General features: G+C 59.2%; 18 protein-coding genes, 1 tRNA gene and 2 pseudogenes. 6 read left to right on the top strand and 15 right to left on the bottom strand.

Annotated elements, in window-relative coordinates:
* Positions 1-128: 128 nt before the first annotated feature.
* From B0E41_RS24000 to cysS, 15 genes and pseudogenes are all read right to left on the bottom strand, one after another.
* Positions 129-419: pseudogene (locus tag B0E41_RS24000) on the bottom strand (transposase); the annotation flags it as partial.
* Between the two features lie 174 nt (positions 420-593).
* Positions 594-904, bottom strand: a pseudogene (locus tag B0E41_RS23995) (transposase); the annotation flags it as partial.
* Between the two features lie 469 nt (positions 905-1,373).
* On the bottom strand, positions 1,374-2,198 hold the full coding sequence (locus tag B0E41_RS23990) for a hypothetical protein (RefSeq protein ID WP_077335245.1): 825 nt from the start codon (positions 2,196-2,198) through the stop codon (positions 1,374-1,376).
* A 15-nt stretch (positions 2,199-2,213) separates the two neighbouring features.
* On the bottom strand, positions 2,214-3,839 hold the full coding sequence (locus tag B0E41_RS23985; protein WP_077335243.1) for an asparaginase domain-containing protein: 1,626 nt from the start codon (positions 3,837-3,839) through the stop codon (positions 2,214-2,216).
* A gap of 380 nt (positions 3,840-4,219) precedes the next feature.
* Positions 4,220-4,471, bottom strand: coding sequence for a phage integrase N-terminal SAM-like domain-containing protein (locus B0E41_RS23980; RefSeq protein WP_077335241.1), 252 nt, complete (start codon positions 4,469-4,471; stop codon positions 4,220-4,222).
* Positions 4,472-4,790: 319 nt separating this feature from the next.
* Positions 4,791-8,390 (bottom strand): hypothetical protein, encoded by a 3,600-nt coding sequence (locus B0E41_RS23975; RefSeq protein ID WP_143433995.1) that lies wholly within the window; start codon positions 8,388-8,390, stop codon positions 4,791-4,793.
* 294 nt (positions 8,391-8,684) lie between these two features.
* A complete protein-coding gene (locus B0E41_RS23970; protein ID WP_077335237.1) occupies positions 8,685-9,671 on the bottom strand; it encodes a RelA/SpoT domain-containing protein in 987 nt (328 codons plus the stop codon).
* Positions 9,668-10,765 (bottom strand): nucleoid-associated protein, encoded by a 1,098-nt coding sequence (locus B0E41_RS23965; protein WP_171984861.1) that lies wholly within the window; start codon positions 10,763-10,765, stop codon positions 9,668-9,670. Before B0E41_RS23965 ends, B0E41_RS23970 begins: the two co-directional genes overlap by 4 nt.
* A 423-nt stretch (positions 10,766-11,188) precedes the next feature.
* Positions 11,189-11,815, bottom strand: a complete 627-nt coding sequence (locus B0E41_RS23960) for a class I SAM-dependent methyltransferase (protein WP_077335233.1) — start codon at positions 11,813-11,815, stop codon at positions 11,189-11,191.
* A gap of 538 nt (positions 11,816-12,353) precedes the next feature.
* Positions 12,354-12,446, bottom strand: a tRNA-Ser gene (locus B0E41_RS23955).
* A 60-nt stretch (positions 12,447-12,506) separates the two neighbouring features.
* A complete protein-coding gene (locus B0E41_RS23950; RefSeq protein ID WP_077335231.1) occupies positions 12,507-13,787 on the bottom strand; it encodes an aspartate kinase in 1,281 nt (426 codons plus the stop codon).
* Between the two features lie 100 nt (positions 13,788-13,887).
* Complete coding sequence (tilS, locus tag B0E41_RS23945; RefSeq protein ID WP_077335229.1) at positions 13,888-14,925, bottom strand: tRNA lysidine(34) synthetase TilS; 1,038 nt, start codon at positions 14,923-14,925, stop codon at positions 13,888-13,890.
* Complete coding sequence (locus B0E41_RS23940; RefSeq protein WP_077335227.1) at positions 14,876-15,865, bottom strand: acetyl-CoA carboxylase carboxyltransferase subunit alpha; 990 nt, start codon at positions 15,863-15,865, stop codon at positions 14,876-14,878. The genes tilS and B0E41_RS23940 overlap by 50 nt, the downstream gene beginning before the upstream one ends.
* A 43-nt stretch (positions 15,866-15,908) precedes the next feature.
* On the bottom strand, positions 15,909-16,559 hold the full coding sequence (locus tag B0E41_RS23935; RefSeq protein ID WP_077335225.1) for a DNA-3-methyladenine glycosylase: 651 nt from the start codon (positions 16,557-16,559) through the stop codon (positions 15,909-15,911).
* Positions 16,559-17,944, bottom strand: a complete 1,386-nt coding sequence (gene cysS / locus B0E41_RS23930; protein ID WP_077335223.1) for a cysteine--tRNA ligase — start codon at positions 17,942-17,944, stop codon at positions 16,559-16,561. The genes B0E41_RS23935 and cysS overlap by 1 nt, the downstream gene beginning before the upstream one ends.
* A gap of 365 nt (positions 17,945-18,309) precedes the next feature.
* Here cysS and B0E41_RS23925 point away from each other — a divergent pair, with 365 nt between their 5' ends.
* The 6 genes from B0E41_RS23925 to B0E41_RS23900 all read left to right on the top strand — a co-directional run bounded on the left by B0E41_RS23925 (position 18,310) and on the right by B0E41_RS23900 (position 23,785).
* Positions 18,310-19,290, top strand: a complete 981-nt coding sequence (locus B0E41_RS23925) for a nuclear transport factor 2 family protein (RefSeq protein WP_143433998.1) — start codon at positions 18,310-18,312, stop codon at positions 19,288-19,290.
* Between the two features lie 104 nt (positions 19,291-19,394).
* The gene (locus B0E41_RS23920) at positions 19,395-20,792 is read left to right on the top strand and encodes a L,D-transpeptidase (RefSeq protein WP_253195133.1); all 1,398 of its coding nucleotides are present in this window, start codon (positions 19,395-19,397) and stop codon (positions 20,790-20,792) included.
* Positions 20,792-21,514, top strand: a complete 723-nt coding sequence (locus B0E41_RS23915; RefSeq protein WP_077335219.1) for a peptidylprolyl isomerase — start codon at positions 20,792-20,794, stop codon at positions 21,512-21,514. The genes B0E41_RS23920 and B0E41_RS23915 overlap by 1 nt, the downstream gene beginning before the upstream one ends.
* A 2-nt stretch (positions 21,515-21,516) precedes the next feature.
* Entirely contained in the window at positions 21,517-22,023 is a 507-nt protein-coding gene (locus B0E41_RS23910) for a peptidylprolyl isomerase (RefSeq protein WP_077335217.1), read from the top strand.
* Between the two features lie 30 nt (positions 22,024-22,053).
* Positions 22,054-22,872 carry a UDP-2,3-diacylglucosamine diphosphatase gene (locus B0E41_RS23905; RefSeq protein ID WP_077335215.1) on the top strand — a complete coding sequence of 273 codons (819 nt, stop codon included), beginning with the start codon at positions 22,054-22,056 and terminating at the stop codon, positions 22,870-22,872.
* A 19-nt stretch (positions 22,873-22,891) separates the two neighbouring features.
* Entirely contained in the window at positions 22,892-23,785 is an 894-nt protein-coding gene (locus B0E41_RS23900; protein WP_077335213.1) for a M90 family metallopeptidase, read from the top strand.
* Positions 23,786-23,850: the final 65 nt, after the last annotated feature.

Below are 23,850 nucleotides of genomic sequence, written 5' to 3'. Positions count from 1 at the left end.
GCGCGGCTGCCCATGCACAAGGCCAGCCGCATCGACGAGCTCTTGCCGCACCGCTGGCAGCCCACTGACATCTGATCGTCAGACAGGACTGTCGGCGGTGGTCAACATGGGTTCGCCGGACGCTTACAGAAGAACTGCCAGCGCGGCGTATCGGCCCAGCGGGCCACCACGCCCTCGTCGGACTCGTTGAAGGCGTGTTTGAGGTAAAGCAGCGCAATCATGATGCGCAGCGGCACGCGAGGGCGCCCGGCGTTGCTGGCTACCGGGGATCGCTGCACCTGTTCTCCGAAGAGGTCCAGGTCGGGCATGGCCACACCGGCGCGGCCTTTGCGAGAGAAGACCTGGGCCACCCGCGCTTCGATCTCCTGCCAGGGCATGCGCGAGGCCAGCACGGCCAGCGGGTGGCGCAGGTCGATCATGTGGTCGATGCGCGAACGGAAGAAATCGTCGGTGGCGGGGCAGGCAAACGGCACGGCAGAACTCCCAGAAAACTGCCCCTATTGGAATTCAAACTGGGAGTTCTGCGACCCCGAAATCACCCCAATAGGCCAGTGTTCATGCGGGTTCCGAGGGTTCTTCAGAGCCGACTACCTCGCAGCGTGTCCTGCGCGAAGTACGCCGCGGCTTTTTTTGCGATGTCGCGCTCCATTCGAAGCCGGGCAACCTCAGCGCGCAGACGCGCTATCTCCATCTGCTCGGGCGAGACCCGTGCAGCCTTGTCCTCTCCCCCGGCGCCGCTCAATGCCCCTTTGGCTGCCTGGCGAACCCAGTTACCCAGGCTGGCCTTGGGGATGCCCAAAACCTTGGCCACCACCGCAATGGCCTGACCGGCGCTCACTTGACGGACCGCCTCCAACTTGAACTCCTGCGTGTACTGCGCACGCACCTGCTTTGCTGCTGTCATTCCTTGACTCCTTGTCGGTATTTTCAACAAGGCCAAGAACTCCACTTTTCAGGGGCACGGTCAAATCACTTGATTACAGCGGAGGACATACTAAGAAAAGGGGAGGCGCCGCAGTTGCGCTTCGCTCAAGGACCATGGGACACCATTCTCCAGCTGTGGCCATTTGGCAAACGCTGATTCGCGGTCCGGGAACTTGCACTCGCGCCCTTTCCTGGCTTGCGCGGCCTTGTTCTCGCAGAAGTCAACGCATACTCGGGGGATCGATCCATAGCAAGCCATGAATTGACGCACGCGTGCCTATATGGAGCGGACGTTGCCACAGCGAGGTCTGCAGCGAGTCGCACTATTGCTTCGGACGCATCGGAACGCGTTACATCCGGGAAAACAATGAAAGCGAACGGCAGTAAACCCGATGACTCCAAGTGCCATGCATGAGCCTTTAATGGCGTAGCGCACCTGGAATGGTTGATCAAATGATATCAACGCCGCTGCTTGGCACAAACATGTAGCAATAAAACGCGTAACTCACCAACTGGTCGCTGCCAGCAGAAGGGCTTCCTGCACTCACAGGGCCTTGGTTGACGGTCCAGTTGGCGGTGCTGGGGTCGGTGATGGGGCTGCCGGCGAAGTCGAAATTGGTGACTTGGTCGTTGCCATCTTTTTGCGACCAGCTGTTGCAACCGCCCGAAGAGTTGTCGCAGCGCGCCCAGTGGTAGTCACCGGGCCAGTTGGCGTCGCCTGCGGGCGAAATCATGAGGGCCACAAAATGGCCTCCCAGGTTGCCCGCGCCCAGCAATCCGGGCGGTGTGGTGCCTTGGTGGGTGGATTTGAACGACATCAGGTCGGTCATGGTGGTGCCGACGAATTGCAGGCCGTCGTTGACGGCGTAGCCGCTGACGGTGGCCCCGACGCTGGCGACGGTGCCGGTCATGTCGGCGGCTGTGAGCAGGGAGCCAGTGGCGCGGCCCGGCTGCGGGAAGGTGTTGGGCGTGATGTTGCAGCTGTAGGCGTAGCAGTTGTTGTTGGGCTGAAACTTGGCGGACATGAAATTGCCGTTGCAGTCTCCGGCAGGGTTGTAGCCACCGGCCGGGTTGCCCACCACGGTGGGGCTGTATTGCGGCACGCCAATGACGTGGGTGGGCGCGGGCGTGGTTATGGTCACGCTGACGGTGGTGGGCGCGAGGTAGTGCTCATCGGGCGCGGTGGAACCGAGCGCGGTGGTGGTGGTCTGGTGGAGCACGTCCTGCGGCGCGATGCGGCCACTGAACTTGAACTGGCGTGCGGGTGTGTTCAAACTTCTCTCCTTCATTCAGGGTTGGGAAAACAAAATGGCACTGGTGGTGTCGGCTACATAGTTGAACAAGCTCAGATTCACACTTTGAGTGCTGGTTGAACCGCTCAACTCGCAGCGCGAAGGGGCGCCGCCATAGATGCCGGTGTTGCTGGCCCACAAGGGGGCGTTGTTCCTGCTGTAGAACACCAGGTTGCCGTCGTTTTGCATGGTCAGAACGCCAGGCAAGTCGGTGGTTGAGAGGTTGGGCACGGCAGTCCACAGATGTTGGCCTGTGCTGGTTTGCAAAATCGGGCCTGATACAGGGTCGTTGCAGAAGCTGGCGCTGCCGTCGGGCGTGCTGATGCATTGGTTCACCAGCAGCGTGTAATCGCCGCGACTGTCTAGCCTACTGGTGCTCATTTTTTCGCCGAGCAGATTGAGCTGGAACAGGCTCTTGACCACGTCGCCGCTCCAGCCTTGGTAGGCGGCTGTGGTGAGCAGCACCATGAGCTTGGCCAACGCGGCCATGGGTGTCATGTCGGCGGGGCTCAGGGCGCCAACCTGCGGCAGCCAAGCACCGGCAGCGTAGGCGTTGTTGTTGACCACGCCGCTGATGACCTGGGTGCAGTCGACGATGACGACGCCAGCGTTGTTGGCGGCCAGCAGGGCCTGGTAGGTGGCGCCGTTGCTGGGGGTGTCGGGATCGCCCGAGGGGAAGTTCCCCTCGCCGTAGGACTCCAGAATCAGGCCCTTGACGCCGATGGCGGGTGCCACGCAGGCGCCGATCAGACTGGCCAGCAGCCCGGCGCGCGGGCTGGTGTCGCTGGGGTAACCGGGAGCGCCACCGCTGGCAGGGAAGGAATACCACGCGGGGAAAGCGTTGAACTGCATCACCGGGTAGCTGTTGATGTTCGCTGCGATGAAGCTCAGTTGCGCTTGGGCCAGGGCGCGGGTGCTGGGGTTGTCCAGACTGACCGAAGCGCTGACCGGGCCGGGTAGCAGGTTGGCCGGCGTGATGGTCAGTTCCACACCGTACTCGCCGAGCGCCGGGTAGTTGGGTGATGAAAAGGCGTTGAACTGGCTGGCGTTGGTTTTCAGCACGCGGTTGCCACGGTAGATGTGGTTCTGGAAGTACACGCACACCTCGGGTATGCCGCTCTGCGCAGCGGCCACCGCTCCGCAGAAGTTCTGGAATGCATCGGTGTTGTAGATCAGTGCCGTGGGAGGCAGGTTGGAATCGGGGCGGTAGAACATCGGCATTTGTGAGCCGGTGATGACCACGGGCTTGCTCAGCGCCGCGATCTGGTTGCCTTGGCCATCGAACGCGTTGAGCAGGAAGGGCAAGGCCCCGCCGCTAAAGTCCATGCTGTCGGTGCCGTGCAGCACCACCCAACCGTCGTAGGTGTCGTAGTTCTGCAGGATGTAGCCGGCGATGCGACACCAGTCGGTTGGTTGCAGGTTGGTGCTGTCCAGGGTCAGGGTGCTGGACTCGGGGAACGGCAGATCCACCACGTAGTGCACGCTCAGCGTCGGATAGTTCTGCAACAGCACCGGGTTGATCAGCGTTTCGCAGGCGCTGGCGAAGTCGGCCGCCGACATGGGGGTCAGCGGGCTACCGGCGCAGCTGATGGTGCCGCCGGTGTTGATCACTGCGATATTCATTGATGGCCTTTCAAAGGTTGTTTTGTTTGCACTGCGTCAACTCCGCGTGTCCACCAACGACCGCCGACAACGACGCTGTAGGTGGATTCATTGGTTTAGGACCCTGTTTCCATGCACCCAATTCGGACTACCGCTGTTCGGGCACAAGCCATGACAGCACGCACTTCCACACCGTTCTCATCGCCTTCCCATGCGGGCCCAGTTCCGACGGAAATCTCCCCATGCCTCCTCTGAGGCCGCGATGGTGTCGGCTTTTGGAGTTTGGCAAGGGTTCTCACTGTCAACCCTGACAGGTAGGCGAATCAGGCCGGCAAGGGCTTTGGTGCGGTCAAGCAAGCGACCTTCGCGTCGGTGCAGCGGAAACCGATGGGTTCAATCGTTCAAGGCGACCACTTCAGGCAACTGAGCGTGGAGTTGATGGTCGGCGGTGCCGTGCCGGTCTCGACCATGTGCAGCTGGAAGGCCCGAAGGTCCTCGGCGGTGGCGGTGTCCGGCGATCGTTTGAGATAGGCGGCGAGACTTCGAACGGCGCGGATGTAATGGATCTGGGTCTTGCCCTTGAACTTGCGCATCCGCATGTCGTCGATCATGCGTTGGCGCAACGGGGAGACGGAGGACGTCAATGAGTTCATGGCTCAAATCCTGTCGAAGAGCGCGGCGGGCCTCACCCGTCAACTTGGCAGAACCAGCGGAAGCGCGAATAACTACGATTCCGTCGGAGCGATTACCGCGCGAGCGGTTTAGTCCCAACTTTGAAAACTTTCGCTCACCGAATTTGCACGCGAAGCCTGTGCTTCGACAAAAGCGGTCTTTGGGGTGAGAAATCTTGATCGAGACAGATCGCGGGTGAACCCCCGCATCCGGAAGTTCGTGCTCCTGAATGGTACTGAATCAGGTACATGGACAATCCGAAAACCGACAAAAAGATTTGCCTGTCCTCGGCTTCGATAGCTACCCCCTTTCGATCCAATTGTCGAACGCTTCGCCCCCGTGCTTCTCTGTAAACCGGTTGATTGCCTGCAACGCCCACTCCTGTTGACCAAACTCAGACGCTTGCAGTGCTTGCAGGATCTCAGCACACTTGATGTTGCTTATTCCATGGCCCGCTGAAAGCCAGTCCTTCAGCAAGTCAAGGACATCGGCAAGCTTTCGCCCCGAGCGAATCCAGCCGCGGAATATGAATAGGTGATGCCCGATTCGGGTCTTCAATCTCAGCTCGTCTATGGCGAGCCGCTCAACTCTCTGCCCAATCTCCCCGATATCATTCACACCGAGCATCTCTGCAAGCGCGAAAGGCGCTTGAGAGAATTTCATGAGCCCATTGACCCACTGCAAGAACTCAACTCGTAAGATAACGACTCCCTCTCTGCCCATTCGTTCAATCCAACGGCGCACTACATGGTCAAAATCTATTCTTGGCAGTTCTTCAGCGGCGAGAATTCCTCTTTTGACTTCATCTAAAAAAAGCGCTGGACAATCCGTAGATTTAATATGCTCAGTCAGGATCGCCAAGTCGACTGCTTGTCCTTTAACCCTCGGAGTTCTAGCAAAATAGAGGTCTGTTGGCATGCCACATATCTTAGCTCTCTGCTCAATGGCATTGAGCACCACCTCAGCAGCCCCGCCTACGTTTCTCCAGTGTGCGACAAGAAAGTCGGCTCTATCTAAGCCCGCGTTCGGCATGTCATCACACCAGCGTCGGACAAAGGGCTCTGCATCGTCATAATTCATGCCTGCAGACTTTAACCAGGCACTTAAGACTTGTTCTTGCTCCACAAACATGGTTCCAGGTGGGCGCCTGAGCCATTCGATTAGTTGCTCTTTGATTACCCGATGATCGCCTCCTGCCGTCAGCCAGCTCAGGAAGACAAAGTGCGCCTTGTCATCTAGATGCTGCTGATTGCTGCCAAGCAATTGGACAACGAATGGCTCGACTGAATCGCATTCACCGATCCACTCGAGCCAAGCTGTCAGTACCATTTTGCCGCCTTCAAGAGTCGCAGCAAAGGGCGTCTGATCAACCGGCCCTTTCGTGGCGAGCCACTTCAGCATCGGTTCTCGAACGAGTGACGGACTGCCACCTGCTCGTAGCCAATTGGCATAGACAATGCGAGCAGCCCAATCTGTGACATTCGCGGGCTTAGCAAGCCAAGCCTCCAGATGCTCGCTCACCTTCTCGGGTGGATACCCGTGCCACAGCAAGGCTACAAACACGTATTTTGCGACAAACTGCTCGCGATGCAGCAGCAGCCAGATCATGGTCTTCTTCTCGAAAGTCTTGAAGTCATGCATCGCGTTAATCCAGGCTACGTATAGTCGGCCAGCTGCTGCGCTCTTGTAACGCACTTCTGCGACAAGCCAGCGATGAACCACGCTGCCAATCGATGAATCTTCTGCAAAGTAATCATCACTATTGGTTAGAACATTATTTCCCTTCAAATATTTAAGCCAAGCAACGATTGGGAAGATGGCGTTAGGAGTGCTGTTGTAGTGCACGAGCCATGTGTTCAACTGAGCGGAAACTGCATGCAATGGACGTCCAGAGCTCAGCCATCCTGAATACAAGTGCCCAGCTTGTTCGAGTGTTGAATGCTCGCGAAGCAATGCAATAGCGGCATCGTTCGCTCTGATACTGCAGTTGTCAGATCGAAGCCAATTGGATATCAAAGACGCGGCTTCAGTCTCGGCGGAGAGCTGCACCAACTTTTCAACCCACTGTGTCTCAGCCTCAGAGATTGGGCGACTCCTGAACGCCGCATCTCTCACGATTAGACCAAGAGTCCTTCGGATCTGTTGGCTTTCATTCAAATGATTCATGCCGACTCCCATGGACTGCATCATGGCGAGCATGTGTTCTTTTGGCACGAGCGGGCCGCGCGCAATCTCGTACAGGAACGGTAGCCATTCACTGGCCTTCGCAGTGAACAAGGAGGGCCAGTCAACGCTGGCGATGCAGGGTTCATCAGCAACGCGATTCAAGGCACGGATGCATTGCACGCATGATTGGTTCTCGTGGGCGAACTTAAGCACTTCATTTGCGCGGTGGTTCGCCGTTGTGGCACCTGACAGAGCATCAACAAAGGCTCCGTCAGCGATAAGGTCATGTGCAACCTGCCAACTTTCACTGTCTGCCCCAGGTGAATAGATCACCCAGCCATCTGCCAGCATCGAATCCCTGTAACTCGCGACCGCTAGGTCGAGTTCGCATGCCTGGGTCATGATGGAGTCTGAGCATGGCAACAACGAGCACAGCTTGGCAAGTGCCAGTTTATTTGCAGCTGGGCCTACTACGTGCTTGCGAATCCAGGTGTGGAAGTCTTCCTCTCGCCTGAGTTCATCCAAACTATGTTGTTGCCTTCTGTCACGGAGCAGTCGTATGAACGCCGCAAACACGGGGATGTTCATACACTTGTCCGCCAAATCACCAAGTTCTGCTCCTAGCATCTGCTTGATGATTTGGACTTGGTCTAACTTGTTCGAGCTGATGTGAACTTTCGTTACCGAGCCGTCGTCCAAGACCGTTCCTTCGATTGGGGACGTTGTACGACTAGCCAGGAGAAGAGCGATTTGGCAATGTTGGCTTTCATTGAGAGTTCTGAGACGCTCGAATATCGAGGCCAATGAGCTGCAGTTCTCGGCATAGTCCATCAATAGAAGAGTCGGAGAATCAGCCGCGACTTTGACCACAGTGTCAAGTAGGTCCTCCCGTGCCGTAGACGACAGCATGAGGACGTTCCAGCCCAAGCGTTCTGCGCAGCCAGCCACTTCGGCCATGAGCCTTGACTTGCCTTGCCCACCCCCGCCGTGTATCAGCGTTACCCTCGTAGAGGAATTCTCCTGAAAGGAACGCAGAATAGACTCCGGCCTGCTGGACGAATCTGGGTGCAGCTGGTACGGCATGACGTCCCCGAAAAGGTATGCATGAAAGTTTCGCTTCTGTGGATCGTTCTCATTTCCGCGCCTACGCTGCCTCCAGTCCGAGAACGTCTCAACTGAATGCGGAAGGTCGAGCTCGAACCACCTGAGCCGGACGTTCGGAAACTCATCAATCTTGACTGAGATGGTTTGGTAATCCCAGATCACCGCTTTTGTCTTCCTCAAATGCATCAGCTTGGTGGCCTTTGCGAGCTCCTTTAGCTGCTTACGCAGGTAAGTTTCCAAAGCTCCACGTGACTGAGCTGTCGGAAGTCTGATTGAGGTGGCATAGGTGTATGACTTGATTGCTGCAGGATCGGCCCATACATTGAATTGACTCTGCTTCTCTGTTGATCCTTCCGTCGTGAGATGGCTATGAAGTTTCTTGAACTCTCCATCAATTTCCCTCTTGATATGATTTTCTACATTTGTGATCGTTGTGCCGGGGTTGACAAACTTACATTGCCACGCAAGACCAAGATCGGGAATATGTACATCGATTCCGCCATCTCTAGAGGGGTATGAGTAGGCTGACTCTTTATGTATGGCAGATGCAAGATCACGCACAAGGCGTTCAAACGCATTTCCACAGTTCGGTTTGCAAGCTATTTCCCTCACCCATTCCAGTGGTTTCATTCTCTACTCCAGTGGGGCCATCTAAGCAAGGGTTAATCGCCCCGGTTCTGGAGCGGTTTTAATACTCGACGCGTCGGCATTCGACGTTGGGCTGCGGCAGTCCCGTAAATATTCGAACAAACTCAAAAAACCAAGGTGGGTATCAATGAAGCCGGCAGCAGCTCAATATGGGAGATCGACCGGCAAGGAAAGTGATAGGCATCACCAATGACACAGTAGGCCAAGGCTCTCAGATTTCGAGGTTTGAATTTCATAGGCGAATATGCCGGCCTAACCTCGGGTCGCAAAGTCTGACTAGTACGCGACCCCGAGGTCGCTAAACACCTTGGCAAGGTCGTCGGAATCTATGGGCCAATGCTCACGAGTCTGGGCAGGCATCTTCTCAACAAGAAAGTAGGCCAGGAGCACTGCTGGCTGGTTGAAGAAATGCCGTTGCCCTTTCTGCTCTTTGATTTTGTCAAAGACGTAGGTCTTGGCCGTCAAGAACTCTTCAATGTGTACAGGAGCATCCTGGGGCAGAACTTCCATGAAGGCATCCAGCACAAGCTGATTGGATCGCTCCTGACCCGGTTCAAGACCTGTGCCCTTCTTGTAAGCACTGCTCAAGTAGTCCAGCAGCACCCTTTGCGACTCGTTGGCACTGGCGAGATCCTTCATTGCTTGCTCAAAGAACTCGTCCGTGGCCTCAATCAAGGCCATGCTCTTGGCGACGGTGCGTTTGACCGAAGGCTTTGCCGTGGTTTTTGGCTTGTAGAGCGTGTCGTGGGTTAGCTCACTGTGAGCATGCTGCAAAAGCGTGCGGATTTGCACCTCACACGCAAGGCCTTCGGGGAGATTCTGGACACCAATCGATAGGCCCGCCTTAGATCGCAACACATAGTGAACGGACTGGTAGGAAAACTCTAAAGGTTTGGCCAGTCGCTCCTCTTCGTAGTCCTTGTCCTTGGTTTGGGACCAAAAGGCCCCACATTCAGCGCTCTCAATGATCGAGCAGAAGGTGTCGATGTGCGTGGTCAGGAGCACCACGTAACGCATGCCTACCTTGTCGGTGATGTCCTCATACGGATTCTTGTAGGGCTTGCTTCTATACAGCGCCTTGTCAATCAAGCTGGTGTCTCCCTTAAGGCGAGGCACCATGGGAACCTTCAAAAAGTAGTCCAGAGGGGTAGGAGCAATTGCAGGAATAAGCTTGCGTTCGATTTCCTGAGCGATGAGTTGGGCCCAAGCCCTATACAGGGGCTTGTCAGCTTCCCACCTCTCACGGATTTCTTGTTCTTTCACTCTTGATCTCGGATGTGATCGCGCACAGTGATCTTGGTCCACTTAGGGACGATGCCATGCTCATCAGCTTCACCGTCGATGGACTCGACCAGCACGTAGTTCTCGAACTGATCCGCAGGTGCTGTGAACTTGATATCGTGGCCAAACGTCAGCTTGCGATGCCGCAACTGGCTTTGCACCTCAGAGAGGTCCTTGTGGATTGCCGTGGCGGGAAAATTCTTCTGCCCCATGTAGGCGGTATAGGCGTCTTGTAGTACTGCATCTCCAAGATAGGTCTGAGAAAACACGTCAACTTGGATCGTGGCAGCCTGATCCGCCTTGAGGTACGTGGTCAGGGCATTCAGAAGATCGATTTTTCTTTCGGAGTCCACATTCGCATTGCGGATGAAGTCCTTGGTCAGTGCATGGAACTGCTTTGTTTGAAATGCACTATTGGATGGAAACTCCAAGCCCAGAAAACCTTCGTAGAAATACTGAGCAGCGGACAGCTTGTTACCCAGAGTGATTAGGTCGTCAAACAAGAAGGCCTTCCAGCCGTTGGTAGGCTGCTGATTTGTTGCAGCAGCCTGATCAGCACGCAGGAAAGCCCCGATCTTGTACAACTTTGCTTGGGGAGTGAGGATGAGTTCCTTGATGTACTCCAAGGTTAGATTTTCACCCGCTTGCCGCTTGGTGAAACCCCCATGGGGCTCTGCCTTGATGACGCACATGAAGGACCGGACTGGGTTGCCGCAGGTACCTTCAATCACCACAACGATGCCACCAGGGATCGTTCGATTGGTCTGCGCAACTGCCAGCTTGCTGGCAATGTTTTGGGACAGGTTTACAAACTGAACGTCATTGCCCTGCGACTCGATGATCTCTTTGGCCCGATGCCAAGGGCTGTCCGCTCCAACTTCTCGGATCGCCATTTCAACGCCATGGGACGATTTTCCGAGGGCATTTGTGATCCGAGCCTGCAAGGCATCCCGAGCGTCCAGGGGAAGCACTAAGAGCTGACCTCCATAGGTTGGTGGGACCAAGGCCTTATCTGCACCGCGTGCAAAGACCTCGTGAATGATCAAGCGGCCGATTGATAGGTTTTCAAAGGACATAGTGCAGACTTTTCTTGTACTCCCAGATGCAATCGAAATTGCACCGCCAAGATGCATCCTACAAGCAACGCCTTACGTCAAGCCAATAGCATGGTGCAGGCCCGCCTGACAGGCGACCTCGGAAGACCGCTCCGCGCTCCGAGTCGGTCGAGCGCGACCGGCTCGTGAACTACCGCTTTCGCTGCGGAGCTGACCTCGACTGTGGCCATTCAGTTTCTGGCCGAGTCTGCTAATTCGCTGTCAAGCCCGGCAGCGGTCACTGGTCATTCAACGGATCGAAGGATCCAGTATCGAGGACCACAACTATCGCGTGCCGACTCACCCCGGGCATCTGACTGCCGAGCCGATCAAGCGTCGAACAGTCATAGGCTGCACATGCTGCAGCGGCAGACCAGCAGATGCGCAGTGCCTTGGAGCCAGGGCTCAGCGCTTGCGCCACACGCTCGCAAGCCACGGCTGCTGCTCGATCGGTAGGCCTGTCGGACGGTAGAAGTGCTCCAACTCATCAAAGCCGGCGGCGGTCATCAAGCCGCGCCAGGTTGGCCAGTCGTGGAATGCGCCGTAGCGCTCACCGTTCCAGCCTTCTTGGCCATCTCCGCGCGGGTTGGAGCTGAACAGCACGCCGCCCGGCCGAAGACAGGCCCGCAGTTGTTGCCGCACCTGCGACAGCACCTGAGAGGGCACATGGAACAGCACGGCATTTGCAAAAACACCGTCGTAGCGCTGTGCGGGCAGTTCGAGGTGCAGGAAGCTCTGCTCCAGCACCTCGCAGCCGCTGTGTGCGCGCGCGAGCGCCGCCGCGCTGGGCGCGCCCTCCAAGCCTACGGCGCGATGGCCCAGCGCCTTGAAGGTGTGCAGGTCGCGCCCGGGCCCGCAACCGAAATCCAGCAAGTCAAAGGGCGGTGGCCCGGGGATGTGCTTCAGCAACGCCGCAATGTTCTGGCTGACGTCGTGGTCACGCGTGCCTTCCCAGTAGCTCTTTGCGTGCTGTTCGTAGTGCGCCAGGGTGCGCGCTGCGATTTGTTGGAGGTCTTCGGAACTCAATGGCATGCAGCATCATTTCATACGGCACCGTCACGATCCGGAACACCGGACGCGGCGGCCTTTCTCAGGTTGTCGCATAAACGTGCTGAATCCAGACACGGGACACCCAAGATGCTCCCCATCGAGTTCAGTGCATTACAGGTTGCGCTCTCGAACCGCGAAATCGCTGTCACTTGTCATGTATGAGTGGCGGGGCCACAAAACCGCGCTGACAGGCCGCTTCTGAGCGCGCCGGCGGAATCACGCTCCCGCTGCGAACGCACTACCCTACCCCACCTCAACAACGTCTGATCACCCTTACCTGCCATGGACTGGTGAGATCACAAGGCAGCATGCTGATCAAAGGCCCGCGCTGATTGAATTGGCCTGAAGCTTTGCCAAAAGCCTCACCGCCAAAAACCGGCGTTAGAGAATGGCTCGCTGCATCGGCCATAAATGGCGCCTCGAGAGAATTCACAGAGAATCGGCCACCGCCCGCAACCCCGCGAAAACACTGGGCCTAGAAAGACAAAAGGCCCCCACTTGCGTGGGAGCCTTGTCTTACTGGCGGAGCGAGAGGGATTCGAACCCTCGATGAGGCTCTACACCCCATACTCCCTTAGCAGGGGAGCACCTTCGGCCACTCGGTCATCACTCCAGAGCCTCGCATTATGCCTCAACTTGTGGACCCAATCTGCCTGAAGAGGAGGCAAACACCTCAATGGGCGATGCTGTCGGCCGTCTGGTCCAGATCGAACTCGCGGTGCAGTGATCGCACGGCCAGCTCCATGTACTTCTCGTCGATCACGACGGAGGTCTTGATTTCCGAGGTCGAGATCATCTGAATGTTGATGCCTTCGTCGCTCAGGCACTTGAACATGCGGCTGGCCACACCCACGTGGCTGCGCATGCCGATGCCGACGATGCTGACCTTGCAGATGCGCGCGTCGCCCACCACGTCGGCCGCACCCAGCGCGGGCACCACCGTGTTCTTCAGCAGGTCCATGGCCTTCTGGAAGTCGTTGCGGTGCACCGTGAAACTGAAGTCGGTCTTGCCGTCTTTGCTCAGGTTCTGGATGATCACATCGACTTCGATGTTGGCCTCGGCCACCGCGCCCAGGATCTGGTACGCGATGCCTGGCTTGTCAGGCACGCCGAGCACGGAGATCTTGGCTTCGTCGCGGTTGAAGGCAATGCCGGAAACGACGGCTTGTTCCATTTGTTCGTCTTCCTCAAAAGTGATCAGGGTGCCGGAGGCGGCTTCTTCATTCAGGTCGATGTCCCAAGGCGTGAAGCTCGACAACACGCGCAGGGGCACCTTGTATTTGCCGGCAAATTCCACCGAACGGATCTGCAGCACCTTGCTGCCCATGCTGGCCATTTCCAGCATCTCTTCAAAGCTCACGCGCAGCAGGCGGCGCGCTTCGGGCACCACGCGCGGGTCGGTGGTGTAGACGCCATCCACGTCGGTGTATATCAGGCATTCGGCCGCCTTCAACGCGGCGGCCACGGCCACGGCCGAGGTGTCGCTGCCGCCACGGCCCAGCGTGGTGATGTTGCCGTCCGGGTCCACGCCCTGGAAGCCGGTGACGATGACCACCTTGCCAGCGTCGAGATCGGCGCGCACGCGCAGGTCGTCAATCGATTCGATGCGGGCCTTGGTGAACGCGCTGTTGGTCTTGATGGGCACTTGCCAGCCAGCGTAGCTCACCGAGGCCATGCCCTCGGCCTGCAGCGCAATCGCGAGCAAGGCCGAAGAAGCCTGCTCGCCGGTGGCGGCCAGCATGTCGAGTTCGCGGCCGTAGGCGCTGTCGGTCTTGCTCGGGGCGAGCTCTTTGGCCAGGGCGAGCAAGCGGTTGGTTTCGCCGCTCATGGCGCTGGGCACCACCACCATCTGGTGACCGGCCCTGTGCCACTTGGCGACGCGCCGGGCCACGTTGCGGATGCGCTCGGTGGACCCCATGGAGGTGCCGCCGTACTTGTGAACGATCAAAGCCATCGGTTTGGACGAGGTTGGAGAAGAGATTGAGTTGACCGCAATGCAAGGTCTTGCGGCTGTGAACGGAGGACCATCAGATCCGCCCGGCAAAGCCTTGGAATTATATCGGCGGGGTGTTTCCCGGCTGGAGAAACACCAGACGGCCGCCCTCGCGGGCCACGAAACCGCTCGCCACCTTGAGATGGATGCGGTGGCCGCGGGTGGTGCAGTCGGCGACCTGGTCCAGCAGTTCGTCCAGCTGCGCGGTGCTGGCGGCCGCCCCGGCGATCTGGTGCAACCAGTGCCGCAGCACGTTGGCCTGGCGCTCGCGGCTCAGGGCTTGCAACATCAAGATGGCAGGCGGCGCTCCCGTCTGGGCCATGTCGATGCAGGCCAGATCGTCCAGCAGGGTTTGCGCCTGCGCGGCATGTCGGGCGCTGCGGGCCAGCATGGGACGGAAGCCGGGAAAGCAGGCTTCCCAGGCCGGCAGCAGCAGCGCGCGGATGCGGTTGCGGGTGTACCGGTGGTCGGCGTTGGTCGGGTCGTCCACAAAGTCATGACCATGGGTCAGCAACCACTCACGCAACACCTTTGAAGGCAGTCCGAGCAAGGGACGGCCGAAGACCACACCGTGCCGCTCAAACCGTTCGGCCATGGCAGCCAGCCCGGGCAACCCGGCCCCGCGGCTCAGCGCCAGCATCAGCGTCTCCGCCTGGTCGTCGGCATGCTGCCCCAGCAGCACGCAAGCAGCTCCCTCATCCTGCGCCATGCTGGCCAAGGCTCTGTAGCGCTTTTGGCGCGCAGCGTCTTCGGGACTCTGGCCGGGTTCATGGGCAGCATGCACACGGCTTGATGAGAACGGAATCCCCAACCGTTCACAGAAGGCGCGGCCCCGCGACTCGAAATCATCAGCCGCAGTCTGCAGTCCGTGGTGCACATGCAAGGCAATCACACGATCGGGCCAGCGTTCGTGCACGGCAAGCAGCAAGGCGGTGGAGTCGGCTCCAGCGCTGTAGGCGACTGCGATGGGGTTAGAAACAGAGGGTGGCCCGCTGGCGAACCATCGGATCAGCGCCGGCCCGCACGGGTTGGGCGCTGGCGGGACCACGTCAGCGCTTTTCAGGCTTGCTGTCGGCCTTGGTGTCGGTGTAGCGGCCATAGCTGTTGAGACGCGCGTAGCGGCGGTCCACCAACTCTTTGACCTTGAGGTCGGCCAACTGACGCCAGGCATCACCCAATGCACGCTTGAGGAAGGCGGCCATCTGGCCGTGGTCGCGGTGTGCGCCGCCCACGGGCTCGTTCACGATCTTGTCCACCAGACCCAGCGCCTTGAGCCGGTGCGCCGTGATGCCCAGTGCGTCGGCAGCATCGCTGGCGCGGTCGCTGGTCTTCCAGAGAATGGAGGCGCACCCCTCAGGGCTGATCACCGAGTACACCGAGTACTGCAACATCAGCACTTGGTCGGCCACCGAAATGGCCAGCGCGCCACCCGAGCCGCCCTCCCCGATGATGGTGGAGATGATGGGCACTTCGAGCTGCGCCATTTCGAAGATGTTGCGGCCGATGGCCTCAGACTGACCGCGCTCTTCGGCGTCGATACCGGGGTAGGCACCGGGGGTGTCCACAAACGTGAACACGGGCAGCTTGAACTTTTCGGCCAGCTTCATCAGGCGCAGCGCCTTGCGGTAGCCCTCGGGTTTGGTCATGCCAAAGTTGCGCAGACCTCGCTCCTTGGTGTCGCGGCCCTTCTGATGACCCAGCACCATGCAGGGCTGGCCATTGAATCGGGCCAGTCCGCCCACAATGCTCAGGTCGTCCGAGAAGTGGCGGTCACCATGCAGCTCCTGGAAGTGCGTGAAGATTTCGCGCACATAGTCCAGCGTGTACGGCCGATCCTGGTGGCGTGCGATCTTGGTGATCTGCCAAGGCGTGAGCGTGCTGTAGATGTCTTTGGTGAGCTGCAGGCTCTTGCCCGACAGCTGTTCAATCTCGGCGGAGATGTCGACAGCCGACTCGGTCTGCACGTAACGCAACTCTTCGATCTTGCCTTCGAGTTCGGCTATAGGTTGCTCGAAGTCGAGAAAATTTCTTTTGGCCAAGGTGTGACTCCTTTGGTCTTGTTCGAACGACGTCCGGGACGTTTCAGTAGCTGACCGGCAGCGGGTCCAGCGAGCGCCAAATATACCAAGTGGCGACGCTCGAAAACGGCGCCCAGGAGGCCGCCACTTCGCGAATTTCGCTGCGGCTCACCGGTTCCCCTGAAAAATAGCGGCGGCTGACCCCGTTTTGCAGGCCAATATCGTCCAGTGGCAGCACATTGGGTCGCATCAGGTGAAAGATCAAAAACATCTCGGCCGTCCACCGCCCGACGCCCCGTATCGCCACCAGCTCGGCAATGATGGCCTCATCGTCCATCTCGGCCCAAGCGCTCACATGCACCTGGTCGTTGGCGAAATGCAAAGCCAGATCAACCAGGTACTCGACCTTGCGCGCCGACAAGCCCGCGGCACGCATGTCGTCCACCTTGAGCTTGAGCACTTGGGCTGGCGCCATTTTTTTCGGCAACAGCGCAAAGCGATCCCAGACCGATTGCGCCGCTTTCACCGAAATCTGCTGCCCCACGATGCTGCGCGCCAGCGTGACGAAAGCATCACCTCGCGACTGCAGGCACACGCCGGCATGCAAGGGGATGAGCTTTTTCATCACCCGGTCGCGCTTCATGAGATGGCGGCAGGCTTCCTGCCAGTAATCTGGCGCATCCGGACCGACGTCGGGCAAGACCGATGAAGCCATCAACTGCGCTCCCACGTGGTGCCTGTTGGACTGTCTTTGAGCACCACACCTTGGGCGAGAAGCTGCTGGCGTATCCGATCAGCTTCAGCGAAGTTCTTCGCCACCTTGGCGGCGGCACGTTCAGCCATCAACTCTTGAATGTGGACCACATCCAACCCCTCGGAGGCTCCACCCGATTTCAGGTAAACCTGTGGGTCCTGCTGCAGCAGACCCAGCACACCACCCAGCGCCTTGAGCAGACCGGCGAGTTGTACATCCTTGCTTCGGTTGACGTCGGTCGCCAGGTCGAACAACACGGCCACCGCCTCCGGCGTGCCGAAGTCCTCGTCCATGGCGGCGCGAAAACGCGCTGCAAATGGTTGACCCCAATTGATCAGCTCGGGCGGGCAAGATTGAACTTGCGACAACGCGGTGTAAAGGCGCTTGAGCGCGCCCCGCGCGTCGTCCAGATGCACATCGCTGTAATTGAGGGCACTGCGGTAGTGGGCGCGAAGAATGAAAAATCGCACCGTCTCGGCATCGTATTTTTCCAACACCTCACGGATGGTGAAAAAGTTGCCCAGGCTCTTGGACATCTTTTCGTTGTCCACCCGGACGAAGCCGTTGTGCATCCAGAAACGGGCCAGCGGCTGACCGGTCGCACCTTCTGACTGCGCGATCTCATTCTCGTGATGCGGAAACTGGAGATCGGCACCGCCGCCATGGATGTCGAAAGTCTCGCCCAGCGTGGCACCGCACATGGCGGAGCACTCAATGTGCCACCCCGGTCTGCCCGGCCCGAACGGACTCGCCCAGCGCGCTTCGTCCGGCTCGTCCGGTTTGGAGCATTTCCACAAGACAAAATCCAGAGGATCGTTCTTGTCGCCAGCGACGGCCACGCGCTCGCCCGCGCGCAGGTCATCCAGCGACTTACCCGACAACTTGCCGTAGCCCTCGAACTTGCGAACGGCGTAGTTCACGTCGCCGTTCTCCGCCTGATAGGCCAGTCCATTGGCCCTCAAACGTTCAATCAACGAGAGCATCTGCGGCACGTACTCGGTGGCCCTCGGTTCAATGCTGGGAGGTTCGATCCCCAGCTGGGCGATGTCCTCGTGCATGGCAACAGTCATCTCATCGGTCAATGCGCGCAGGGTGATGCCCCGCTCCACCGCCCGTTTGATGATCTTGTCGTCGATATCGGTGATGTTGCGCACATAGGTCACACGGTAACCACTGGTCTTGAGCCAGCGCTGCACCACGTCAAAGGACATCATCATCCGGGCGTGACCGATGTGGCACAGGTCGTAGATCGTCATGCCACACACATACATGCGCACATGACCTGGTTCCAGGGGCGCAAATGGCTCAATGCTGCGCGACAGGGTGTTGAAAATTCGCAAAGTCATGTAGGAAACATTGCCAGAAACACGTTGTACCGACCTCGACGATAGAAAGCCGACGGAGCGCTCAAACGAGGCAATCTGGAGCAATAAAAACAAGGGGGAGTGGGTGCGCAGACGAGGCTGACATCGCGCCAGCGAGGAGCCTCCTGGCGAGTACCCTCAGATACAATGTGTCAGTATAGCCAGCCTGATGCCATTCAGCCGTGCCTGCCAGAGCGCTATAGTCTTGTAAGCTGACCGTTTCAGGCCCTCGCCTTGCCGCTTTCGCCACCTGAGGTCCCATGATCCACCCCATGAAAACATCCTCTGTCCTGACCACTTCCGTTCGTGGCCTTGTCCACACCCGGGTCGCGGCCCCGCTGCGCCTGATGGCATTGACCGTGGCCGTGTCAGCCGCCTTGGCCTCGTCATTTGTCATGGCTCAAACTGACGACTATGCCGAAGTCAACCGCCTGATGCGAGCTGGCCAATTAACAGAAGCGCTCAACAAGGTGGACCAGTACCTCGCAGGAAAGCCTCGTGATCCTCAGATGCGCTTCATCAAGGGCGTCATACAGACCGAAGGCGGCAAACCCGCAGAGGCCATAGCAACGTTTTCCAAACTGACGGAAGATTTCCCCGAGTTGCCCGAGCCCTACAACAACTTGGCCGTGTTGTACGCCGGCCAGAGCCAGTTCGACAAGGCGCGTGCAGCGCTGGAAATGGCCATCCGAACCAACCCAAGCTACGCCACAGCCCATGAAAACTTGGGCGACGTGTACGCCAAGCTGGCCAGTCAGGCTTACAGCAAAGCCCTGCAGCTCGATGCTGGAAACCCTGCGGTTGCTCCCAAGCTGAATCTGATCCGCAACCTATTTGCTGTAGACACCAAGGGCACCAAGCCCACAACCACGGTGACGCCACCTGTGGCCTCTGCAACCAAACCGCCCGTTGCACCACCTGCTACTGCAACGACGCCATCGGCAACACCTCCTTCAACTGCTGCTATACAAGCCCCCGCGGCTGGCAATGCCCAGGCCGATGTCGAGGCGGCGGTTCAGGCCTGGGCCAAGGCCTGGGCCAGCAAAAACATGACAGGCTATTTGGGCGCATACGCCGGTAATTTCACGCCGCCCGGAGGCCAGTCACGCAGCGCCTGGGAAGCTGATCGCAAGGCGCGGATCATGCCTCGCAACCGCATTGGCGTGGACCTGAGCGATGTCACCGTGACGGTCACGGGCGACCGTGCGTCTGCTCGCTTCAAGCAAGACTACACCTCCGACTCGCTCAGCGTGTCCAGCCGCAAGACACTGGACATGGTCAAGAGTGGCAATCGCTGGCTGATCGTGCGCGAATCCACAGGTTCCTGATGGCCGGTCGGCGGTTCTTTCAACGAGGGCACGCCAGCGTCCCGACCGCCTACCTGCCCACAGGCTCCAGCAGTGTCCCTCGGTGGTTAACGGGCACGTTGGCCTTGGGAGCGGCGATTGCAACTTGGCTTGCTTTTTCTGCTTATGTCGATCGCGATGGTTCACATGAGACCTCGCTGGACAAGCTGAAGTTCAGCACCAGCTCGCTCTCCGCGTCGTCCCCAGCGACACCCTCTATGCTGGACAGTGCGCTGGCCAAGATGCAAGGCGCGACTCAGACAAGCATCAAAGACACTGTCATTTCGGGTCTTCAGTCTCAAAGTTTGTCGGAAGAAGGGCTCGCTCGCGTCTCGCCACTGCTGGGGCAAGCCGAAGCGCGTTTGATCGCGGTCTACCGCCTGATCAGTGAGGGAAAGCACCGGGAGGCTTTAGCAAAAACCGATCAGCTGGTGCGTGACCACCCCAATTTTCACCTCGCCCACCTGGTGCATGGTGACCTGTTGAGCCTGCAGATGCGCCCGGTTCGCCAACTCGGCGATGTGCCTGACACCAAGGCCCGCGCCGCCGCGCAGCAGTTGGCGGCGCTCCGTGAAGAATCTCGCCGCCGACTGAGCGCGCTGACCGAGCGTCCACCCGAAGGCAGCATTCCTACCCAGTTCCTTGCCCTGTCGTCTCAGAGCCGCCATGCCATTGCGGTGGATGCGTCGCGCTCCAGGCTGTACCTGTTTGAAAACCAGACGCCATCGGCCTCTGGCAGCGTGCTTGCGCCACCACCCAAGCTGAAGTTGCTGGGCGACTTCTACATTTCGGTGGGCCTGTCGGGTATCGAAAAAGCGGTGGAAGGTGACAAGCGCACGCCGCTGGGCGTGTACTACATCACCAGCAACCTCAACCCAGACAATCTGCCCGACCTTTACGGGGTGGGCGCCTTGCCGATCAATTACCCCAATCCGCTCGACGTGCAGCGCGGCAAGACCGGCAGCGGCATCTGGCTGCATGGCACGCCCAGGGAGCAATTTGTGCGCGCGCCGCAGGCTTCGGACGGCTGTGTGGTGTTATCGAATCCTGACCTGGAAAAGCTGCTCTCGACCATTCAGATTCGAACCACCCCGGTGGTGATCGCACCCGAGCTGCAGTGGGTGCAGCCTGACACGCTGAGCACAGACCGGAAAGACTTCGAAGCTTCGCTTGAGTCGTGGCGCAACGCGAAAAGCGAAGGGCACATCGATCGATTCAAAGACTTTTACTCCAGTCGCTTTCAGAACCCTGGCAAAGAGCGCGATCAATGGTGGACGCGCATGGAGTCGGAGATGCTCGGCCCCAAAGGTCCACGTGAGCTGCAACTCAAAGACCTGTCCATGCTGCGTTGGCAAGACAATCAAGACACCATGGTGGTGACTTTCGGAGAGGTGGCATTGGGCCAGAGCCGTGGTATCACCCGTCGCCAATACTGGGCGCGCGAAAGCGGCCAGTGGAAAATTTTCTACGAAGGAATCCCTTGATGTCCCGTTTGCGCAAGGCAACATCTGGCGCTTGTCGCCGTCTTTTGACCGCATCGGCTGTGGCCGCACTGCTGTCCTTTTCTGCCCATGCACAGAACCCGGCGCCTGCTCCTGCGCCGACAGCCCACCCGAAAGTGCGCCTGACCACATCCATGGGCGATATCGTGATGGAACTGTATCCAGACAAAGCACCCAAAACCGTCGACAACTTTCTGCAGTACGTCCGCGACAAGCACTACGACGGCACGGTCTTTCACCGCGTGATCAGCAATTTCATGGTCCAGGGCGGCGGATTCGACAGCAGCTACAAACAAAAGCCCACACGCGCCCCAGTGGTCCACGAAGGCCAGGCCGCCATCGAGCGCGGAGGCCCTCGCAATGTGGTCGGTACCGTGGCCATGGCCCGCACCAACGATCCAAACTCGGCTTCGTCGCAGTTCTTCATCAACGTGAAGGACAATGCCTTTTTGGACCCGACGCCCATCCCTCCTGGCGATCCGGTGCCCCGCTTTGAATACGGCGGCCGCGTGTACGAGAACACGCCCCGTGCCAACCTTCTGCGTGCGGACCCGCTGTTCGGCTACACGGTGTTCGCCAAGGTGGTGAGCGGCATGGACGTGGTCAACAAGATCAAGGAAGTGCCCACCGGTTCAGGCGGCCCCTTCCCTTCCGACGTACCCAAAACACAAGTCACCATCCTCAAAGCCACTCTGGAGAAATGAACATGGCCAACCCCCAAGTCGAACTGCACATCGCCAACTTTGGCGTCATCACACTCGAACTCGACGCCGACAAAGCGCCGCTGTCCACCGCCAACTTTCTGTCGTACGTGAACAAGGGTCACTACAACAACACGGTGTTCCATCGGGTCATCCCGGGCTTCATGGTGCAAGGTGGCGGGTTCGAACCCGGCATGAACCAAAAGCCGTCGGACGCCCCCATCAACAACGAAGCCAACAACGGTCTGCGCAATGAGCTCTACACGGTCGCCATGGCCCGCACAAACGACCCGCACTCCGCCAGTGCGCAGTTCTTCATCAACGTGGCCAACAACGGCTTCCTGAACCACACGGCGCCCAGCGCGCAAGGCTGGGGTTACGCCGTGTTCGGCAAGGTGGTGTCGGGTTCGGACATCGTGAAAAAAATCGAGGGCGTTGCCACAGGCCGCAAAGGCTTCCACGACGATGTGCCCAAGGACGACGTGATCATCGAAAAAGCCGTCGCACTCTGACCACCTGCGGGGGCTTCGGCCCCCTTCTTCATGAACGCCTCGCTCACCGACCGCTTCGCCGAATTGCGTGCTCCCGCGCAGTGGCAAGCGGTCGATTTCATTTCCGACCTGCATCTGCAGGCATCCCACCCCGCCACCTTCGCTTGCTGGCAGCGGTTCCTGCAGCGCCCCCCCACCGAGCGGGCCGATGCGCTGTTCATCCTGGGTGACCTGTTTGAAGTCTGGGTAGGCGACGATGTGCTGGAGGCACCTGCCGACAGGATTGACCCCGCGTTCTGGCGCCGCTGCGCCGACCTGCTACATGCCCACAGCCAACACACACCGGTGTATTTCATGGCCGGCAACCGCGACTTCCTGCTCGGCCATGAGGGCATGAGCGCCTTCGGCATGCATGCCCTCGCCGACCCCACGGTGCTGGCGTTCCAGGGACAGCGCTGGCTGCTCAGCCACGGCGACGCCTTGTGCCTGGACGACACCGACTACATGCAATTTCGCGCAGAGGTGCGCAGCCCCGAGTGGCAATCCGCCTTTCTTGCGCAATCGCTGATCGAACGGGAAGCCGTCGCGCGCGGACTTCGTGCGCAGAGCGAGGCCCGCAAACGCAACAGTGCCCACGACCCTCAGCTCTGGGCAGATGTGGACACTCCAGCCGCGCGCCAGTGGCTGCAGCAAGCCGGAGCCCAAACGCTGATTCACGGCCACACCCACCGACCCGCCACCCACGATCTGGGCGATGGCCTGAAACGCTTCGTGCTCAGCGACTGGGACGCCGAGGCCCAGCCCCCCCGAGCCGAAGTGCTGCGGCTCACCGCAACAGGACTGCAGCGCCTGCCATTGAAGACGGCGTGAGCGCCTCCATGTGCGGCAAATGGTCCACACCCTGCTCCGCTCGATCCAGTCCTGGCTGCCGCGCCGCATCCGCCCCACCCCCACCATCAACGACCGCCTATGGAACCAGACGGTGCACACGTTGCCCTTTCTGGCCGAGCTTTCTCCAACATCGCTGGCGCAGCTCCGTGTCCTCTGTGGGCACTTTCTGCAAGAGAAAGAATTTCATGGCGCGCACGGACTGAAGATCACCGACGCCATGGCTTTGAACATTGCGGCTCAGGCCTGTCTGCCGCTGCTGCATGTCGGCCTGCCTTCGGGAGAGATAACACGAAACCCGATACAGGCCCTCAACTGGTACAGCGATTTCGTCGGTATCGTGGTGCAACCCGGCGCTGCGGTGGCTCAGCGTGAAGTCACTGACGGGGTGGGGGTGGTGCACCGCTACAGCGAAGTGCTGGCGGGCGAAGCCATGGACCGCGGGCCGATCATGCTGAGCTGGCAAGACGTGGCCCGAGCCGCCGAGCTGGCCCCGCAGGGAAAAAACGTCGTGATCCACGAGTTTGTTCACAAGTTCGACATGCATGGCATTCAACGAGGGCAAAGCCCCGATGGCGCGCCGCCCTTGCCCATTGGGTTCTTGGACAAACCCAATGCGGCCGCCGCACGCGAACACTGGCGCAGTGTCATGCAAGCAGCGTATTCACAGTTTTGCGAGTCAGTGGCCATGGCCGAGCGTTTCGGCGGTGAAGCACCTTGGCTGGACGACTACGCGGCCACCCACCCGGCGGAGTTTTTTGCAGTGACCTGCGAGGCTTACTTCGTCAGCCGCGAGCGGTTTGCCCATGAGTTCCCCCGCCTGCTGCAGCTATACGATGGGTTCTTCAGAGCGGCCCCAGCAGCGATCAGGAGTGGGGTTCATTACCCACCCTGAATGCGGCGGCCGGCGGCAGAACCGGCTTCGCCGGGCCGCTCACGTCGCCCCATGAGGGCGCGCGC

It is taken from the genome of Hydrogenophaga sp. A37, assembly GCF_002001205.1.
Lineage (GTDB): Bacteria > Pseudomonadota > Gammaproteobacteria > Burkholderiales > Burkholderiaceae_C > Hydrogenophaga.
Note: the sequence above shows the minus strand (reverse complement) of the source record. Positions and strands in the feature narration are given on the sequence as shown.

Excerpts from the sequence above, each read along its gene's own strand:
- B0E41_RS23985 (WP_077335243.1), bottom strand. The coding sequence starts at position 3,839 with ATGAATATCGCAGTGATCAACACCGGCGGCACCATCAGCTGCGCCGGT.
- B0E41_RS23980 (WP_077335241.1), bottom strand. The coding sequence starts at position 4,471 with ATGAACTCATTGACGTCCTCCGTCTCCCCGTTGCGCCAACGCATGATC.
- B0E41_RS23975 (WP_143433995.1), bottom strand. The coding sequence starts at position 8,390 with ATGAAACCACTGGAATGGGTGAGGGAAATAGCTTGCAAACCGAACTGT.
- B0E41_RS23965 (WP_171984861.1), bottom strand. The coding sequence starts at position 10,765 with ATGTCCTTTGAAAACCTATCAATCGGCCGCTTGATCATTCACGAGGTC.
- B0E41_RS23960 (WP_077335233.1), bottom strand. The coding sequence starts at position 11,815 with ATGCCATTGAGTTCCGAAGACCTCCAACAAATCGCAGCGCGCACCCTG.
- B0E41_RS23950 (WP_077335231.1), bottom strand. The coding sequence starts at position 13,787 with ATGGCTTTGATCGTTCACAAGTACGGCGGCACCTCCATGGGGTCCACC.
- tilS (WP_077335229.1), bottom strand. The coding sequence starts at position 14,925 with ATGGCCGCTACACCGACACCAAGGCCGACAGCAAGCCTGAAAAGCGCT.
- B0E41_RS23935 (WP_077335225.1), bottom strand. The coding sequence starts at position 16,559 with ATGGCTTCATCGGTCTTGCCCGACGTCGGTCCGGATGCGCCAGATTAC.
- cysS (WP_077335223.1), bottom strand. The coding sequence starts at position 17,944 with ATGACTTTGCGAATTTTCAACACCCTGTCGCGCAGCATTGAGCCATTT.
- B0E41_RS23925 (WP_143433998.1), top strand. The coding sequence starts at position 18,310 with ATGGCATTGACCGTGGCCGTGTCAGCCGCCTTGGCCTCGTCATTTGTC.
- B0E41_RS23915 (WP_077335219.1), top strand. The coding sequence starts at position 20,792 with ATGTCCCGTTTGCGCAAGGCAACATCTGGCGCTTGTCGCCGTCTTTTG.
- B0E41_RS23910 (WP_077335217.1), top strand. The coding sequence starts at position 21,517 with ATGGCCAACCCCCAAGTCGAACTGCACATCGCCAACTTTGGCGTCATC.
- B0E41_RS23905 (WP_077335215.1), top strand. The coding sequence starts at position 22,054 with ATGAACGCCTCGCTCACCGACCGCTTCGCCGAATTGCGTGCTCCCGCG.
- B0E41_RS23900 (WP_077335213.1), top strand. The coding sequence starts at position 22,892 with ATGGTCCACACCCTGCTCCGCTCGATCCAGTCCTGGCTGCCGCGCCGC.